We start from the raw sequence: 16196 nt of genomic DNA, 5'->3' as shown, positions 1-16196 counted from the left end.
CCGCCCGGGGCCCTCATGTGCGGCGCCTTGCATGCGCCGCAGACGCACCGTGAAGGGCTTCCGCACCGGCGGAAGCCCTTCAATTCTTCTGGTGTTACTGTGCGGGCTGAGGCTTGAAGGTCAGCACGATCACGCTGGTCTCCACCGCCTCCCGCAGATTCTCGTAGTTGGTGCGCTCCGTGGCGAGCTGCTGCTCGAGCTCGGCCAGCTCCTGTTCAGCCAGCTCGCGCTCCTCCAGGCGGTCCTCACCGCCCTCGCCCTCCAGGCGGGCTGCCAGGGCGTCGCGCTCCTCCGCGAGCGCCGCGATACGCTCAGCCGTCTCGGCGAGCTGGCTGGCCACATCCTTCTCCTGCACCGCCAGCTGGGCGCCGTAGGCCGACAGCTCGCTGTTCACCAGCGCCACGGCCTCCTGGAAGTCATCTGCAGGAACGAAGATCTGCAACTCGACGGTGCCGATCCGCCCGTTCTCCTGTACCCGCCACTGGGCGAGCCGCATGCGCACCTGCTCGGCCTCGGCGCCGGGGTTGGCCACCGTCACCTCGGCCATGGCGGAAAACTGCGGCTCAGGCGGCAGTTCGCCCTGCTCCCCGGTCTCACCGGAAACTGAGGCGGTCGTCACGCCGCTGCCGGGCCGGGTGGGCCCCAGCGGTGTGGGCGGATCTGCGGGACCTTCTTCACCGGAAGCTGGCGGCAGGTCGGTCTCCCCCGCGCCGGGGGCGCCCGGCTCCGGCTGTTCGGTCAACGGATCATCCGACTGGTTATTCACTCCTCCGGTGCTAGACGGCGGCTGTTCTTCGGGACCGTTCACCGGATGATGCGGTTGTTCAGTGACGTCCGATGTGTCGGGCGGCGAAACCGTGCCCGGCACCTCTTCCGTGGCCACGTGATCGTCGGGTACAACCGCGACGGTATCCCCGTGTCGCGGCTCTGCCTGCGGTTCAGGCGGCGCCAACCGGTTCAGGCCGGCAACGCCGATGACCAGGGCTGCGGCTGCAGCCGCAGGAATCGCCCAGCGCCGGAAGGAAGGCAGCCGGGAGCGGCCCCGCCCCGCCCTGCGCGCCTTGGCGATGGGCGGATCCTCCGAGATCAGGCGCTGGTGAAGTTCTGCGTGAAACGTGGCAGGAAGCTCAACCTCATCCAGGGAAGCGACCAGTGCAACCGTCTGCCGGAGGGCGTCCACTTCCGCCGCGCACCAATGGCACCGCCGGAGGTGCCGCTCCACGCGCAGCAACTCTCCGCCGGACAGCTCCTGATCGATGTACGCGGACAGGAGCGGACGAACTCCGTCACAGTTCATGGGCTTTTCCCCTCCTAGGGCTGTAGACGACTTTCGGCGACAAAAGTTCCAGGCTCATGAACTTTTCTTTGAGGGCGCCCCGCGCCCGGCTGAGCCGGGACTTCACCGTACCCAGGTTGAGGTCAAGCGCCTCTGCGATTTCATTGTATGAGTACCCCAGCAGCTCCCTCATCACCAGAACGACCCTGTACTCCTCGTCAAGCTGCAGGATGCTCTCCTGAACCGCACGCCGCAGTTCCACCCGCTCCAGGGCCTGCTCGGGCCCGTCCGAGGGATCTGCGATCTGCCGGGATACCTCGCCGTCTTCCATTTCGACGGTCTGGTCGAGGTAGGTGACCTTCTGCCGCTTGCGCCGGCGCAATTCGTCCAGACACGCATTGTTCACAATGCGGTACAGCCAGGTGGCAAAGGAGGAGTCGCCCCGGAAGTCGGCCAACGAACTATATGCGCGAATGAAGGCTTCCTGGGCGACATCTGAGGCGTCTTCGTGATTGCCGGTCAGCCGGAAGGCGATATTGTACACCGTCTTCTCGTGCTGGCTGATCAGCTTCTCAAACGCCTCAACGTCCCCCCGTTTGGCCCTCTCTACCAGGAGTTCGTCGAGGGATTTGGACACCAACTTCACTCCTCCCCCTGTGCGGGGCAATGTTCCAAACGCTGTCGTGGGGCACGAAGTTCCAACCCAATACTATAACGTGCACACTGTTTATACTGCAAACGCCGCAGGGTACAGGTGCACACCTGCGAGGATACTTCGGTAAACGCATCACGTTTCCCTGCGCGCAGGGCTTCTGTGGCACGATTCGCCAACCGTCTGTTCTTGCCAGCCAGTCACGCAATGTGCTATCATAACGAAGCACTCAAGCCGAAGTGGTGGAATGGCAGACGCGCTCGACTCAAAATCGAGTGGGGTAACCCCCCGTGCGGGTTCGAGTCCCGCCTTCGGCACCAGCTTGCAGGCGGGCTGTAGGGTTTTCCCCCTACAGCCCGCTTCGCCTATGTATATGCCGCGCCGGACCTTTCGTGCGGTGACGGTCTATCAGGTCCGGACCGTAGATCAAAACATATCCACACAAATGCCTTGGATACTGGTACACTCAAGACATGGTCCCTGTATACCATTCAGGGGCCTCCCGCTCGCCTGAGATGGAGGGATAGAGGCATGGCACGCATTCTGGTCGCGGACGACGACCTTGACATCGCACGACTGGTCGCCTTCCAGCTGAAGCACAGCGGCTATGAAGTGACCCTGGCGCACGACGGCTCAGAGGCCCTGGCCCGCGCCCGGGAGACGTCGCCCGACCTTATTCTTCTTGACTGGATGATGCCAGGGATGGACGGTCTGGAGTGCCTCACGGCCCTGAAGGGCGACCCGGCCACGCGCGGCATCCCCGTCGTGCTCATGACCGCCCGGGCCCAGCAGGCCGACGTGCAGGCCGGGATCGCGGCCGGCGCCGCGGCCTACCTGGTCAAGCCCTTCGAGTTGGATCACCTGATCCGCACGGTCAAGGAGGCGGTCGGATGAGCCAGTCGCCTTACCGCTGGGATACCGGATTGCGGCTGCGCGTCTTCGGCCTGCTGCTCTTCCTGCTCTCCCTGCTGGTGGGGCTGGGGCTTATCCTGACCTTCACCTTCACCCAGCTCAACAACTTCCAGGAGCGCGCCCGGCTCACCCAGGAGAACGTGCGGCGCGCGGAGCAGGTGGCCACCCTGTACGCCGAACTGACGGCCGCCCTGCGGGGCTATCTGGTCACCGGCGACGAGGCCATGCTGGAGCCGTACGGCCCCAAGATGGATGACCTGCGCCTGCTGCTCTCGGAGCTGGAAGAGAGCGTGGCGGGCGACACCGAACAGGTCGGCCGGGTCCACCAACTGCAGCAGTTGATTGAGACCTGGCGCATCCAGGTGGCGGAGCCGGAGATCGCGATGATGCGGCAGGGGTCATCCGAGGTGGGCATCCTGCTCATGAACGACGGCGTCAGCTACACCGAGCGGATCAACAAGTACCGGGACGACTTCATCCATGCGGAGACGGTGCGCATGGATCAGGACGTGGCCAGGGCCAGACTGGCCTCTGACCAGGTGGTGCGCATCACGTGGCTGGCGATCTCGCTGGCGGCGGCGCTGGCCCTGGGCGGCTTCCTGGTGTTCGCCCGGGGCGTCACCCGCTCCACGGCCGCCCTGGCCGATGCAGCCAACCGGATCTCCCAGGGCGAGCGCGGCGTGGTGCTGGAAGCGCCCCTGGATGGCGAACTCCAGGTGGTCGCGGACGCCTTCGCCAAGATGTCGGTCACACTGGCGGAGCAGGAGCAGCAGCTTCAGGCCCAGCAGGAGCAGCTGATCGCCCAGAACGAGGAGTTGCTCGCCCAGCAGGAGTCGGTCCAGCGGCACGCCGCGGAGCTGGAGCGGAAGGAGCGCCACCTGAGCCGGCTGCACAGCCTCTCCAGCAAGATGGTCGGCTCCATCGAAATGGACCAGCTCTCCAAGCTGATCCTCGACGAGTACCTGGATCTGTACGGGGGCGTGGCCGGCGCGCTCCTCATGGTCGACGAGTACTCCGACCGCCTGAAGGTGGTGGCCGAACGCTGGCTTTCGCCCGACCTGAAGGGCCAGTTCATTCCCCGGTCGGGGCCCGTCGCCCGCTGCGTCGAGCTCCGCGAGGTGGTCGTGGCCCGCTATCCGAACACGCAGACCCGCTTCTCGGTCTGGCTCCAGCAGATGCCGGTGGCGCAGGAGGTTTACGTTCCCCTCGTCCACACCGGCCGGGCCATCGGTGTGGTCGTCATCGCCTTCGCTGAGCCCACGGAGCCCGCCGCCGAGGCCGAGGCCCTCTGGCACGCCGTGGCCGGACAGGCCTCCGTCGCGCTCGCGGCCGCCCAGAACCACCTGGAGGTGAAGCGGGCCTTTGCGGCCCTGCAGGAGCAGGCGGCGCAGATCGAGATCCTCAACGCCCAGCTGGAGGAAGAGCGGGACCGTGCCGCGGCGCAGCTTGACATCTACCTCTCCATCGTCTCGACCATGCCGGCAGGCGCCTGGCTCTGCGACACCGGCGGCAACCTGTTGGTCTCCAACTCCATGTTCCAGGAATTCTTCGGCGAGACCGTGGCCGACGAGCCCCTGGACCAGATGCTGGCGCAGATCGCCGCCGTCCTGCCCGAGGGCGATCCTTTCCCCCACACCGTGCGCGACCTCATTCACGACCCGCAGGCCGTGGCCGAGGGGCAGCTCCGGCTTACCACCGGCTACACCTTGCAGTGGTCCTCGGCGCCGGTGGGCAAGGGCCAGAGCCGGGTCGGCCGCCTGTTCACCTTCCAGGACGTCACCGAACTGGCGGAGCTGGACCGGCTGAAGTCCGAGTTCGTCAACACGGTCTCCCACGAACTCCGCACGCCGCTCACCTCCATCATGGGCTACCTCAGCCTGGTGCTGGCGGGGACGGCCGGCCCCTTGCAGGAGCAGCAGCGGGAGTTCCTGGAGGTGGTCTCCCGGAACACCAACCGACTGGCCAACCTGATCAACGACCTGCTCGACATCCAGCGCATCGAGTCGGGCCGGATACCCGTCCAGCTCACTCCCACGTCGCTCGCGAGCGTGGTCACGCAGGTGGCGGAGACCTTCCGGGTGCAGGCGGAACAGAAGGGGCTTTCCTTCACGGTCAACGTGCCGGAGGATGTGCCGCCGATCCGGGCGGACCAGGACAGGCTGACGCAGATCATCGCCAACCTGGTCTCCAACGCCGTCAAGTACACCCGGGAAGGCGGTGTCACCATCTCGGTCTCTGCCGCCGACGACCGCGTGGAGATCGAGGTGACGGACACGGGAATTGGCATCTCACCCGCCGACCAGAAGCGGATCTTCGAGAAGTTCTACAGGGCGGAACACCCCTACGTCCGAGAAGTGGGCGGCACCGGCCTGGGCCTGCCCATCGTGCGGACGATGGTGGAGGAGCACGGCGGCGAGTTGCGGCTGGAGAGCCAGCCGGGCCGGGGGTCTCGCTTCATCGTCAGCTTCCCGGCCTGGAAGGTCGATTCGTAAGACTGGGGGGCGTGAGCGATGCGCGATGACCTGGAGGCCCTGCTGCTGCACGCGTTCATCGACCTGATCCAGGAGCGGAAGGCCGCCGGCCGCCGCGAGCTGGTGGCCACGCACGAGACGATTGCCAACTGGCTGGCAGACCGCACGGGACTGGCCGTTACGCCGCGCCACGTGCAGTACCTGACCCTGGCCCTGCGGGACGGGCAGATCATCGACGTGGGTGGCGGCGGCATCGGCCGCCCCAACTCCTACGACACCCGGGAGGCCGCGATGGGAACGGAGGCCTTCTGGGACCAGGTGGACGCGTTCCTGATGGTCTGGCGAATGCCGAATCGCGAATCGCTGCGAAGAGTCGACCCCGGCGCCTGAGGCGCCGGGGTTTGGTTTTGGGGCAGAGGCGTCTGTTGTGGCGGCGCTGCGCATGCTGGACGCATTCGTCAGCGCACGCCGGACGTACGCCGGCGCAGGGGGAACCGCAGGTTTTCGACTGCGGGCGTGAAGGCGAAAATCAAAAAGCGCCTGATGCGAGATGGCTGCGGTGAGGTTGAACGGCTGCGTGGCCGGCTCCGACTCTGGAGAGCTGTCGCCTGGCGCAGTCTAGGTGACGTCCTGGCGACATAAGATGGTCTCACATTGACGTAACGCGTCTCTGGCCAGGGGGCTGCGTGAGCCCTGTTGTTCCCCCCATCTGGGAACCGCAGGTTTTCGACTTCGGGCGTGAAAGCGAAAATGAAAAAGTGCCGGACTCGGGGCGGCTGCGGTGCGGTTGAACGGCTGCGTGGCCGGCTCCAACGCCAGAGGGCCGCCTCCGGGCGCAGTCTAGGTGACGTCCTGGCGACTTAAGATGGCTCGCAGGTTGACGTAACGCGTCCCTGGCCAGGGGGCTGCGTGAGCCCTGTTGTTCCCCCCGTCCGGGAACCGCAGGTTTTCGACTTCGGGCGCGAGGGCGAACACGAAAAAGCGCCGGACCCAGGGCGGCTGCGGTGCGGTCGAACGGCTGCGTGGCCGGCTCCAACGCCAGAGGGCCGCCTCCGGGCACGGTAGAGGTGACGTCCTGGCGACATAAGATGGCTCGCAGGTTGACGTAACGCGTCTCTGGCCAGGGGGCTACGTGAGCCCCGTTGTTCCCCCGTCTGGGAGCCGCACGTTTTCGACTTCGGGCGTGAAGGCGAAAATCAAAAAGCGCCTGATGCGAGATGGCTGCGGTGGAATTGAAGGGCTGCGTGGCCGCCTCCGACGCCAGAGAGCCGCCTCCGGGCGCGGTCCAGGTGACGTTTCGCAGGTTGACGTAACACGTCGGTGAGCCGGGGGGCTGCGGCATCCCAGTTGATCCCCGGACTGACCACCGGCAGTATTCGACTTGGCGCAGGAAACCCAGGTGAAAGAACACCGGTCCCGAGCGCCGGTTTAGCGGTGCTCGGGACATGGTTGAGTCAGGGGTAGGTATGTACTTTCAAAAGTCGACCCCGGCGCGGGAATGCGCCGGGGTCCTCACGTTCAGTCCTTCTTACTGGGCATGCGCGCCGCCATCCAGTTGACCAGCGCCTCCTCCGAGCGGGTCTGCAGGTAGACCCTGCCAGGCCCCGTGAACTCGCAGACCAGCCCCTCGCCGCTGGCCACCGTGGAGAACCAGCCCCTGGCGGCCTTCCGCACGCTGAAGCTCAGGCCGTCGCTGAAGCCGACGACGTGGCCAGTGTCCACCTTGTACTGCTCTCCGGGGGCGAGCTCCCTCTCGTGAAGCGCACCGTACGAGTTGAAGAGCAGGCCGCCAGTGCCCTGCACCCGGAGCAGGAAGAGGCCACCGGAACCGAAGAAGCCGCGGGCGCCGCCCCAGCGCGAGTCGATCGAGAGATCGGCGTCTGCAGCCAGGTACGCGCCGGACTTCAGATAGAAGGTCTCGCCCTGCAGCTCGATGTAGCCGATGTCGCCGGGCAGGGTGGGCGCGAGGGCCAACTCACCGGGGCCGCCCCGCGCCTGGTACTTCGACGTGAAGAACGACTCACCGCCCAGCACCGACCGGCTCAGGGCGCCGAAGAAGCCACCCTTCATCTCTGTCTCCAGCTCCACGTTGCTGCTCATGGCCACCATGGCCCCAGCCTCGGCCTGAACCTCCTCGCCCGGTTCCAGATGCACAACCGCCAGCGAGTAGCTGGGCTGGTATCGGATCTCACAGCGCATGGGCTCACCCCCCGGGGTGCATTCGATGTCAGACACTTCCTTCTTCGACCCACGATATGCCCTTCCTGCCCGCGCATGTGGGAGGGGAGCAAGACGCCTTCTTCTTGGTTCCATGAAAGAGAGAGCGCAGCGACTCCCTTCCTTGCTGCTCGTGCAACATCGGGGCCAAACGCCCCCTTCTGTTTCCCATGCAAGAGAGAGCGCAGCGACTCCCTTCCTTGCTGCTCGTGCAACATCGGGGCCAAACGCCCCCTTCTGCTTCACATGCAAGAGCGGACGCAGGGACTCCCTTCCTCGCTGCTCGTGCAAGAGCTGGGCAGAACGCCCGCCCTTGCTTCCCATGCAAGAGCGGGCGCAGCGACTGCCTTCCTTACTGCTCGTGAGAGCGGGACAAGACGCCCGCCGTCTGCGTCCCACGCAAGAGCGGGGCAACACGCCCCCCTAGCTCCTCATGCATGAGGGGGGCATATCCCCCCTCCCCGGTTCTCACGCAAGAAGGGGGCGCAACGCCCCCTCCCATTTCCCCTTAGAGCACCCTGAGTTCGTCGCTCCACACCTTGGGCGGCGCCAGCTGCGCCAGCTTGCCGGCCGCCTCCAGGTAGGCCTGCGCGGCCGGATGGTTCTCCTTGTCGGCGACGATGGGATCGCCGACGTCGGAACCCAGGCGGACGTCTGCCGTGAGCGGAATCTCGCTCAGCACCTCGCAGCCGAGGCTGGCGGCGAGGGCCTGGCCGCCGCCCTTGCCGAAGATGAAGTGCTTCTTGTCGCACTGGTCGCAGAGGAAGTAGGCCATGTTCTCGATGACGCCGACGATGCGCTGCTTGGTGCGCTCCGCCATGGAGCCGACCCGCGCGGCCACCTGCGAGGCCGCGGCCTGCGGCGTGGTCACCAGCACGAGGTCGGTGCCAGGCAGCATCTGCGACACCGACAGCGCCACGTCGCCGGTGCCGGGCGGCAGGTCGATCAGCAGGTAGTCAAGCTTGCCCCACTGAACGTTCAGCAGGAACTGCTCGACCATCTTGCCCAGCATCGGGCCGCGCCAAATGATGGCCTGGTCCTCGTTCACCAGGCTGCCGGCCGAGATGAACGGGATGTCGTGCGCCCAGACGGGCAGCAGCATCTGATCATCCAGCGCCTGCGGGCGGGACATGTTGCCCATCATGCGCGGAATCGAGAAGCCGTAGATGTCCGCGTCGATGATGCCCACGCTGTAGCCCAGCTTCTTCAGGGCGACCGCCAGGTTGACGGTGGTGGTGGACTTGCCGACACCACCCTTGCCCGAAGCGATGCCGATGATGGTGGTGCGCGTCGCCAGGGCCATGGTGGACTGCCGCGCGTCGGCGTGGGGCGCACTGCTGCCCCGCACCTTCGCGGCGACGGCGGCCCGCTCCGCGTCGGTCATGGCGCCGAAGCGGGTGGTCACCCGCTCCACGCCCGGCACGTCCTTCAGGGCGGCCGCGACGTCCTGTTCAAACCGGTGCTTCAGGGGGCACCCCGGCACCGTGAGATTGATGGTCACGGTCACATGGCCGCCGTCAATCTCAATATCCTTCACCATGTCGAGTTCGACAATGGACTTGTGCAGTTCGGGGTCGTTGACGACCTTCAACGCATCCAGTACCTGCTCACGGGTAATCGCCATTCTGTTCGCTCTCCTCCCGGGGCCCGATGAGGGCAATTCGTCAACACACTACCTAACAGCATACCCGGATTCAGCCAGGCACGGCGTGACGCCGGTCACACGTCGCCACAACCTTTAGACGTGGCGGCACCGGCAGCAAGTACGGGCACCGGCACCTGCCTGAACATGAGGCACACACCAGCCGCAAGTACGGCCACCGGCGCCTGCCTGAATACGGGGCACACACCGCCCGCAAGTACGGCCACCGGCGCCTGCCTGAATACGAGACACACACCGGCCGCAAGTACGGCCACCGGCGCCTGCCTGAATACGGGGACAAACGCCGCCCTGAACACGGGATCAAGCTCCAGCCTGCAACCGGTCGCTGAACAGCTTCCACAGATCCGGCGCCAGCTTCGGCAGCGCGGCGGGCCGGCCGCGCGGCCCCAGGAAGCCGTGGGTGGTGCTTCCCTCGCAGCAGAGCTTGCCGTCCTCCGCCCGGACGATGCGATAAGCGAAGACGATCCGGGCCGGCGTCAGCCGCTCAACCCGCGTCTCCACCTCCAGCAGGTCGTCGTAGCGGGCCGGGTGCACCCACCGCACCTGCGCCTCGGTCACCGGCACCAGGACGCCCCGCCGCTCGAAGTCGACGTAGGGCGCCCCCCAGGCGCGCATCAGCTCGTTCCGGCCCACCTCAAACCAGACCAGATAGTTCGCATGGTAGACGACGCCCATGGCGTCGGTGTCCGCGTAGCGTACCCGCACCTGCGTCTTCACCAACTCGGCCGCCTCCGTTTCGGACCGCTTGCTGACACAGCGGAAGCGGCGCCGTGTCCAGCGCCGCCGCCGTTACCATCCAGTTTACTTGACCGTGGCCTCCCCGCGCAAGACGAGCCCGTGGGCCACGTCGAGGGTGACGACCGTGCCGTCGGGGATGCGTTCCGTCGCACCCTCGGCGCCCACGATCACCGGCTTGCCCAGCGAGATGCCGGCCACCGCCGCATGGGAGGTCAGGCCGCCTTCCTCCGTGATGATGCCCCCGGCCCGCTCCATGGCGGGGATGAACTCGGCGTCGGTGAAACGGGTGACCAGGATGTCGCCCTCCTGCACCCGCTCCAGGTCGGCCTCCGACCGCACCACCCGGGCCCGCCCGGTGACCGGCTGCCTTCCGATCCCCGTGCCCTGGGCCAGCACGTCGGCCACCGTGTGCACCTTCAGCAGGTTGGTGGTGCCCTTGACCCCCAGCGGTACGCCGGCGGTGATCACGACCAGGTCGCCGTTCTTCACCAGACCGGAGATCAGGGCCCCCTCGACGGCCCGCTGGGTCAGGTCCTCGGTGCCCGTGGCCTCCGGCCGCACGATGGGAACCACCCCCCAGACCAGCCGCAGTTGCCGCGCGACCGCCGGATCGGGGGTCACCGCGATGACCGGGCAGGCCGGGCGGTACTTCGACACCATGCGGGCGGTGAAGCCCGAGGTCGTGGCCGAGATGATGGCCGCGGCGCCCAGGTCGTGGGCCGTGGTCACCGTGGCGTGGGAGATGGCCTCCGTCACGCTGTCCATCCGGCCGAAGCGGCCGCGGCTCGTCAGCATCTGGTAATGGTCCAGGGCAGCCTCGGTCCGGCGGGCGATCGTCGCCATGGTCCGCACTGCCTCCACCGGGTACTGGCCGGCCGCGGACTCGGCCGAGAGCATGACGGCGTCGGTGCCGTCCATGATCGCGTTGGCCACGTCGGAGGCCTCGGCCCGCGTGGGACGGGGCCGGGTGACCATGGACTCCAGCATCTGCGTCGCGGTGATCACGGGCTTGCCCATGGCGTTGGCCCGCTCGATCATCCGCTTCTGCATGAGCGGCACCTCTTCGGTGGGCACCTCCACCCCCAGGTCCCCGCGCGCCACCATCAGGCCGTCGGACACCTGCAGGATGGACTCCAGGTTGTCAAACCCCTCCTGGGACTCCACCTTCGAGATGATCTGCTGGTGGCCGCCCGCCTCCTCGATGATGCGCCGGATCTCCAGCACGTCCTGCGCCTTCCGGATGAACGAGCCGGCCACGAAGTCGACGCCCATCTCCACCCCGAAGCGGATGTCCGCGATGTCCTTCTCGGAGAGCGCGGGCAGCGAGACCTTGGTCCCCGGCAGGTTCACCTTCTTCCGGTCGGAGAGCGTGCCGCCGACGATTACCCGGCAGCGGATCTCGGTGGCCGTCACCTCTTCGGCCTGGAACGTCAGGTTGCCGTCGTCCAGCAGCAGGTAGCCGCCAGGGGATACGTCGTGCACAATCCCCTCGTACTGCACCCAGACCCGCTCCTGATTGCCCACGCATTGCTCCGTGGTCAGGGTGAAGAGATCGCCTTCCCGCAGCTGAATCTTGCCGTGCTCGAACGTGCCGATGCGGATCTCCGGACCCTTCAGGTCCATCATGATCGCGACATCCTTACCGACCCGCCGGCCGGCCTCGCGGATGTTCTCGATCCGCTGCCTGTGCTCATCGAGGGTCCCATGGCTGAAGTTGAGCCGGCACACATCGACACCGGCCTCGATCAGCCGCGTCAGCACGTCCAGCTGTTCGCTGGCGGGACCGATGGTCGCCACAATCTTCGTCTTGCGCAGCATCTGGGCACTCACCTCATCCAGTCAGATCGCCAGAATCTCCGCGAGGTCAACCAGCTCGTCGGGGATGTCCTTGCGCCGGCCCAGCACCTGCTCCAGCGGCGCCGTCACCAGTTCTTCGTTCTTCACGCCGATGAAAAGCCCGCCCCGGCCCTCCATCAGCACCTCCGCCGCCTTCGCCCCCATGCGCGAGGCCAGCATGGCATCCAGCGCGGTGGGCGAACCGCCCCGCTGAATATGTCCCAACACCATCACGCGCGTATCGTAACCGGTCTTCTCCCGGATCTCCCGTCCCACCTCGAAGCCGGAGCCGGCCCCCTCCGCCACGATGATCAGGGTGTGCCGCTTGCCTCGTTCCACACCCCGCTTCAGGCGGGTCACCACCTCGTCCATCGGCAGCGGCCGCTCCGGGAGCAGGATCGACTCGGCGCCGCCCGCCAGTCCCGCGGCCAGGGCGATCCAGCCCGAGTCGCGGCCCATCACCTCGAGCACGAAGGTGCGCTCGTGCGAGGTGGCCGTGTCCCGGATCTTGCGAATGGCGTCGAGGCAGGTGTTGACGGCGGTGTCGAAACCGATCGTCCGGTCGGTGCCGTCGATGTCGTTGTCGATGGTGGCGGGAATGCCGACGGAAGGCAGCCCCATCCGGGTGAGCTGCAAGGCGCCGCGGAACGATCCGTCGCCGCCAATCACCACCAGGCCGTCGATTCCGGCCGCCCGCGCCGAGGCCAGGGCCTCCTGCTGCCCTTCCTCCGTGAGGAAGTGGTCGCTGCGGGCCGTCTGCAAAAAGGTGCCGCCGCGGTGGATGATGTCGCCGACGGAACTGACCGTGAGCTCCATGAAGTCTCCGGCGATCAGCCCGGCGTAACCCCGTCGTACGCCCACCACCTCCGCGCCCAGCGAGATCCCGCGGCGAACCACGGCGCGCACCGCCGCGTTCATGCCCGGCGCGTCGCCTCCGCTGGTCAGAACGCCGATCTTGCGAATCAAGGGCACTCTCTCACCGTCCCTCCCGGCTACTTCCGCTTGTTCATGCGCACCAGCATCCGGTTCAGCACCTCTGCGGCCTCGCGCGCCTCGGTCCGGGGGACCAGCAGCTCGATGCTGGGCCCACCCCCGCTGGAAGAGAGGCCCGTGGGATGCAGTTTCACCGCGATGCTTTCCTGCGCCAGCACGGATTGCAACCGTTCTGCGACTTCCGGAGATGGCGCCACATAGATGACCGTCCACACCGGGTTCGGGCCCCCTTCGTCCTTTCGCTTCCAGTGCCGGGCACTGGCCATAGTATGCCCCTTGGCCTTCCCGCCGGCTGACCGCGCGCCAGACCCCGGATTCTGCACAATTGCAGGTATTCGTCACGCCGATGCGGTATCTCCTTCTTGGGAAGGCAACCTTTGTTAGGTTCCTCTACAGAAGTTGCACATCCTCTGTTGCTGGCCAGGCGCAGGCGTATCAGCCGGCTGCCGGCCAGATACCCTACAAAGTGAGGTGTTGACCCGTGTCAGACCTGCTGAAGCGCATCGAGGAGGCCCGTGCGGCCGTGGCCCAGCGGAGCGCCGTGAAGCCGGCCATCGGGCTGATTCTGGGTTCGGGACTCGGCGACCTGGCGGACCAGGTGCAGGCTCCTGTGCACGTTCCCTACCGCGAGATCCCCCACTTCCCCGTATCCACCGCGCCCGGGCACGCCGGCCGCCTGGTACTGGGGTACCTGGAAGGGAAGCCGGTCGTGGCCATGCAGGGGCGCATCCACTTCTACGAGGGCTACACCATGGAGCAGGTGATCTTCCCCGTGCGCGTGATGCGCGCGCTGGGCATTGAGACCCTGATCGTCACCTGTGCCGCGGGCGGACTGAACCCGGCCTTCTCCGCCGGCGATCTCATGCTCATCACCGATCACATCAACACCATGGGGCAGGACCCGCTGCGGGGCCCCAATGAGGAGCAGCTCGGCCCCCGCTTCCCCGCCATCGTCGGCGCCTACACGCCGGAGCTGCGCGAGCTGGCCCTCGATACCGCCAGGGAGATCGGCATTTCGCTGCAGCAGGGGGTCTATACCGCCATCTCGGGACCGTCGTTCAACACCAGCGCCGAACTGCGCATGCTGCAGCGGCTCGGCGGCGATGCCGTGGGCATGTCCACCGTGCCCGAGGTCATCGCGGCCCGCCACATGGGCCTGAAGGTCCTGGGGATCGCCTGCATCACGGACATGGCGCTGCCCGACGCCCCCGTCGTGCTGACCCACGAGGAGGTTCTCGAGACGGCCGAGCGCACTAAGCCCGTGTTCCAGAAGCTGGTTCGCGGCGTGCTTCGCCGCATCTAGGAAGCAGAAGCGGACCGGGACAGCCAGGCGTGGGCGCATTCCGGTCCGCTCAGTTCAGGATCCGCAGGTGGCCGGCGCAAGCGCACGAACGCAGCACGCCCGGCCGCCCCGGACTCACCTGGAAACAGGATCCTCGAGAAGCTGCATGACCCAGGCGCTGTTGCGGATGATGTGCTGGGCCTCCTCGTACTCCGCCTCCAGCTGCCGGAGCTGGACGTGCACCTCGGCCAGCCAGCGGAGCAGTTCGGCGTAGTGGACCGAATCCGTGGCCGTGGCTGTGAGCCGCTGGGAGAGTTCCGCCGCCCGCGCCCGCGCACTGGCCAGCCTGGGCTCCAGTTCCTTCACCCGGGCGATCGCCTGGATGCGCTGAGCGATGAGATCTGCCGGCGAGCCTGCTGCCGACGCCCTGGCCGGCCTCGCGACTTCCGGCTGGGTCTGCGCCTGCAGGTTCGCCGCCTCGTTATCACGCAGTGCGCGCCGGGCCCGCTCCGCGACGCTGTTGAGAGCCTCTTCTGCCTGGGCCATCTCGATCACGCCTCCCCTTACCTCGCATTCCCTGTGCTGTTATTATATGGTTGTCCGAATCGCCTGGCAAGGGGGTGAATCACCTGGAGGGTCACGCGCTCCCCCAAGCGTTCATCGCACGCATGGCCGACCTGCTGCAGGACGAGTTCCCGGCGTTCCTGGCCGCGTACGAGGCGCCGCAGGCCAGAGGTCTGCGGGTCAACCGCCTCAAGGTCACACCGGAGGCGCTGGCGGCCCGCCTGGAGATCACCGCCGACCCGGTCCCCTGGAACCCGAACGGCCTTTACTATACGGAGTCGCTGCGTCCCGGGAGCCATCCCTACCACGCCGCGGGCCTATATTATGTGCAGGAGCCCAGCGCGATGGCCGTCGCGCCGCTGCTCGGGGCCCGGCCCGGCGAGCGGGTGCTGGATCTGGCCGCGGCCCCGGGCGGTAAGGCGACCCAGCTCGCAGCGCACATGGCCAACCGCGGGCTCCTGGTGGCGAATGAGGTCCATCCCGGCCGGGCGCGCGCCCTGGTGGAGAACATCGAGCGCATGGGCACCACCTGCGCCGTGGTGCTGAACGAGCGGCCGGAGAGGCTGGCCGCCCGGCTGCCCGCGTTCTTCGACCGGATCCTGGTGGACGCCCCCTGTTCCGGCGAGGGCATGTTCCGCAAGCTGCCCGAGGCCCGGAGCCACTGGCGGCCCGATGCTCCCCTCGCCTGCGCCCGCGTGCAGGGGGAGATTCTGACCCACGCCGCCGCCATGCTCCGCCCCGGCGGGCGGCTGGTCTACTCCACCTGCACCTTCGCGCCGGAGGAGAACGAGGAGGTCCTCCTCCGCCTCCTCACCTGCCAGCCCGATCTCCGGCTGGTTCCCCTGCCCCCCCTTCCCGGGCTGGCGCCCGGGCGCCCGGAGTGGACGAGCGATCCGCCGCGCGCGGCCGCCCTGGGAATCGGGCTGGCCGGGCGGCTCTGGCCCCACAGGGTGCGGGGCGAGGGCCACTTCGTGGCGGTGTTGGAGAAAGCCTCAGGGCCTGCGTCGCCTCCGGCGCACGAACCGGCAGGGCCCCAGGCGCGCCAACCGGCGAGGCCCCAGGCCCACGGAGCCGCAAGGCACCCGTCTGAAGATGCGGACTGGCCGCAGCCTTCGCGGGAGGCCCTGGCCGCCTTCCGTGCCTTCTGCCGCGAAGCGCTGGCCCCGGGCGCACAGGCTGCGCTGCCGCCCGAGCCGGCGGTGCGCCAGCACGGAGAGTGGCTCTTCGCTCCCCCCGACGACAGCAGCGTGCTGATCGGGCTGCGCGTGGCGCGCGCCGGCCTTCAGCTTGGGCGTGCGCGCAAGGGTCGGTTCGAACCGGCCCACGCCCTGGCCCTGGCGCTGCGGCCCGAGCACGTCCGGCAGGTGCGCGATCTGGCCGCGGACTCCCCGGCCGTGCTGGCCTACCTCCGGGGAGAAACCCTGCCGGCTGACGGGGAATCCGGCTGGACGCTCGTCACGGTGGAGGGCTTTCCCCTGGGATGGGCCAAGGCGTCCGGCGGAATCCTGAAGAACCACTACCCTAAGGGGCTGCGGTGGCTCTCGGGCGCCGGGGCTCCGCTTGACTCCGAAACGTGAAGACCGTCGGGCTGA

14 protein-coding genes and 1 tRNA gene are annotated in these 16196 nt (G+C 67.4%); 6 read left to right on the top strand and 9 right to left on the bottom strand.

Annotated elements, in window-relative coordinates; all coding sequences use genetic code 11:
- Nucleotides 1–94: 94 nt before the first annotated feature.
- The gene (locus ACZ45O_RS00415) at nucleotides 95–1297 is read right to left on the bottom strand and encodes an anti-sigma factor (RefSeq protein WP_464855000.1); all 1203 of its coding nucleotides are present in this window, start codon (nucleotides 1295–1297) and stop codon (nucleotides 95–97) included.
- A complete protein-coding gene (locus ACZ45O_RS00410) occupies nucleotides 1287–1913 on the bottom strand; it encodes an RNA polymerase sigma factor (RefSeq protein WP_464854999.1) in 627 nt (208 codons plus the stop codon). Before ACZ45O_RS00410 ends, ACZ45O_RS00415 begins: the two co-directional genes overlap by 11 nt.
- A gap of 248 nt (nucleotides 1914–2161) precedes the next feature.
- Between ACZ45O_RS00410 and ACZ45O_RS00405 the strand changes: the two genes are divergently transcribed.
- The 4 genes from ACZ45O_RS00405 (at nucleotide 2162) to ACZ45O_RS00390 (ending at nucleotide 5701) form a co-directional block, all read left to right on the top strand.
- Nucleotides 2162–2248 (top strand) — tRNA-Leu (locus ACZ45O_RS00405).
- 211 nt (nucleotides 2249–2459) lie between these two features.
- A complete protein-coding gene (locus tag ACZ45O_RS00400; RefSeq protein ID WP_464854998.1) occupies nucleotides 2460–2822 on the top strand; it encodes a response regulator in 363 nt (120 codons plus the stop codon).
- Nucleotides 2819–5332: an ATP-binding protein gene (locus tag ACZ45O_RS00395; protein WP_464854997.1), complete on the top strand. Its 2514-nt coding sequence runs from the start codon at nucleotides 2819–2821 to the stop codon at nucleotides 5330–5332. The genes ACZ45O_RS00400 and ACZ45O_RS00395 overlap by 4 nt, the downstream gene beginning before the upstream one ends.
- A gap of 18 nt (nucleotides 5333–5350) precedes the next feature.
- Nucleotides 5351–5701, top strand: a complete 351-nt coding sequence (locus tag ACZ45O_RS00390; protein WP_464854996.1) for a hypothetical protein — start codon at nucleotides 5351–5353, stop codon at nucleotides 5699–5701.
- A gap of 1128 nt (nucleotides 5702–6829) precedes the next feature.
- On the opposite strand, the gene ACZ45O_RS00385 is transcribed toward ACZ45O_RS00390, so the two are convergent.
- The 6 genes from ACZ45O_RS00385 to ACZ45O_RS00360 all read right to left on the bottom strand — a co-directional run bounded on the left by ACZ45O_RS00385 (nucleotide 6830) and on the right by ACZ45O_RS00360 (nucleotide 12973).
- Entirely contained in the window at nucleotides 6830–7510 is a 681-nt protein-coding gene (locus ACZ45O_RS00385; RefSeq protein ID WP_464854995.1) for a TIGR00266 family protein, read from the bottom strand.
- Nucleotides 7511–8036: 526 nt separating this feature from the next.
- Complete coding sequence (locus tag ACZ45O_RS00380) at nucleotides 8037–9152, bottom strand: Mrp/NBP35 family ATP-binding protein (RefSeq protein ID WP_464854994.1); 1116 nt, start codon at nucleotides 9150–9152, stop codon at nucleotides 8037–8039.
- Between the two features lie 339 nt (nucleotides 9153–9491).
- Nucleotides 9492–9908 (bottom strand): acyl-CoA thioesterase, encoded by a 417-nt coding sequence (locus ACZ45O_RS00375; RefSeq protein ID WP_464857600.1) that lies wholly within the window; start codon nucleotides 9906–9908, stop codon nucleotides 9492–9494.
- Nucleotides 9909–9992: 84 nt separating this feature from the next.
- Entirely contained in the window at nucleotides 9993–11747 is a 1755-nt protein-coding gene (pyk, locus tag ACZ45O_RS00370) for a pyruvate kinase (protein WP_464854993.1), read from the bottom strand.
- Between the two features lie 21 nt (nucleotides 11748–11768).
- Entirely contained in the window at nucleotides 11769–12728 is a 960-nt protein-coding gene (gene pfkA / locus ACZ45O_RS00365; RefSeq protein WP_464857598.1) for a 6-phosphofructokinase, read from the bottom strand.
- A 29-nt stretch (nucleotides 12729–12757) separates the two neighbouring features.
- Complete coding sequence (locus ACZ45O_RS00360; protein ID WP_464854992.1) at nucleotides 12758–12973, bottom strand: glutamate decarboxylase; 216 nt, start codon at nucleotides 12971–12973, stop codon at nucleotides 12758–12760.
- A 266-nt stretch (nucleotides 12974–13239) separates the two neighbouring features.
- On the opposite strand from ACZ45O_RS00360, the gene ACZ45O_RS00355 reads away from it, so the two are divergent.
- Nucleotides 13240–14061, top strand: coding sequence for a purine-nucleoside phosphorylase (locus ACZ45O_RS00355; RefSeq protein ID WP_464854991.1), 822 nt, complete (start codon nucleotides 13240–13242; stop codon nucleotides 14059–14061).
- 114 nt (nucleotides 14062–14175) lie between these two features.
- Here ACZ45O_RS00355 and ACZ45O_RS00350 read toward each other — a convergent pair whose 3' ends face one another.
- The gene (locus ACZ45O_RS00350) at nucleotides 14176–14586 is read right to left on the bottom strand and encodes a hypothetical protein (protein WP_464854990.1); all 411 of its coding nucleotides are present in this window, start codon (nucleotides 14584–14586) and stop codon (nucleotides 14176–14178) included.
- 50 nt (nucleotides 14587–14636) lie between these two features.
- Between ACZ45O_RS00350 and ACZ45O_RS00345 the strand changes: the two genes are divergently transcribed.
- The gene (locus ACZ45O_RS00345) at nucleotides 14637–16181 is read left to right on the top strand and encodes an RsmB/NOP family class I SAM-dependent RNA methyltransferase (protein ID WP_464854989.1); all 1545 of its coding nucleotides are present in this window, start codon (nucleotides 14637–14639) and stop codon (nucleotides 16179–16181) included.
- Nucleotides 16182–16196: the final 15 nt, after the last annotated feature.

This window comes from Symbiobacterium turbinis (genome assembly GCF_055383075.1).
The sequence above is the reverse complement of the archived record's forward strand: the minus strand, read 5'-3'. Positions and strand labels throughout refer to the sequence as shown.